The 1,278-nt window shown below is 62.0% G+C and carries 1 protein-coding gene; it reads right to left on the bottom strand.

Features of this window, described 5'->3' with window-relative positions:
• Nucleotides 1–34 precede the first annotated feature (34 nt).
• Nucleotides 35–1,215, bottom strand: a protein-coding gene (locus tag ILT44_RS30390) for an IS3 family transposase (RefSeq protein WP_204243334.1) whose coding sequence is annotated in 2 segments (ribosomal slippage) — nt 35–951 and nt 951–1,215 — 1,182 coding nt in all. Because the reading frame shifts where the segments join, the coding sequence is not laid out codon by codon here.
• Between the last annotated feature and the right edge of the window lie 63 nt (nt 1,216–1,278).

The following is a 1,278-nucleotide window of genomic DNA, read 5'->3' on the forward strand; positions in this document are numbered from 1 at the left end:
TGACCCGCCCCCATGGAGTGGTCCGGTTGGAATGTTAGTGCAGTGACGGCCTGTCCGCCAGTGCGGGCGGCGCGGCTAGCCGGGGTTGCTGAGCCGCCCGCGCGGACATGGCAGGCACAAACACTTCCGGGGCCGGCGGCTTGTAGCCGAGGGATCCGTGAGGTCTCAGGGTGTTGTAATGACGGCGCCAGCTTTCAATCACAATCTGTGCCTCCTTGAGCGAATAGAAGATCTCGCCATCGAGCAGCTCATCCCGGAGCCGCGCATTGAAGCTCTCGATGAAGCCGTTCTCCCACGGGCTGCCCGGAGCGATGTAAGCCGTCTTCGCCCCAACCGCGTTGATCCAGTCCTGGACGGCTTTGGCGACGAACTCCGGGCCATTGTCTGAACGAACGTGCCCCGGAACACCCCGCAGGATGAACAAATCCGAGAGCACATCGATCACATCGACTGCTTTCAGCTTCCGGCTCACCCGGATGGCCAGGCACTCATGCGTGAACTCGTCAATCACGTTCAGCATCCGGTACTTTCTCCCGTCATGGGTGCGATCCTCGACAAAGTCATAGCTCCAGACATGGTTGGGCCGCTCTGCTCGCAGGCGGATGCAGGATCCGTCGCCAAGCCAGAGGCGGCCTCTCTTCGGTTGCTTTTGCGGCACTTTCAGCCCCTCCCGTCGCCAGATCCGCTCGACCCGCTTGTCATTGACGACCCAACCGGCCTGCGAGCGCAGGAGTTCTGCGATCTTGCGGTAGCCGTAGCGGCCGTACTGGCGGGCGAGATCAATGAGGTCGTCCGTGAGTCGGGCCTCATCGTCTCGACCTTGCGGAATGCGCCGCTGCGTCGAGCGATGCTGTCCGAGTACACGGCAGACCCGGCGCTCAGACAGCTTCAGGGTCGATCGCACGTGCGCAATGCAGGCGCGGCGACGGGCGGGGCTTAGAAGTTTCCCGAGGCCGCCTCTTTCAAGATCTGCTTATCCAACGTCAGGTCGGCTACCGCGCGGCGGAGCCGGGCATTCTCCGCCTCCAGATCCTTCAGGCGCTTGACCTGATCGGATTTGAGCCCGCCGTATTCCTGGCGCCAGCGATAATAGGTGACCTCGGTCACGCCGATGGCGCGAACCGCATCGGCCACGGATTGGCCTTGTGAGACCATCACGTCGACCTGGCGTAACTTGGCAACAATCTCTTCGGGCTTATGACGCTTCTTGGGCATTGTGGTCCTCCTGTGAGCCTCAAGACATACTTCAGGGTGGACCAGTTCAATGGGGGCGGATCA

Source organism: Microvirga arvi, from assembly GCF_016892765.1.
Lineage (GTDB): Bacteria > Pseudomonadota > Alphaproteobacteria > Rhizobiales > Beijerinckiaceae > Microvirga > Microvirga arvi.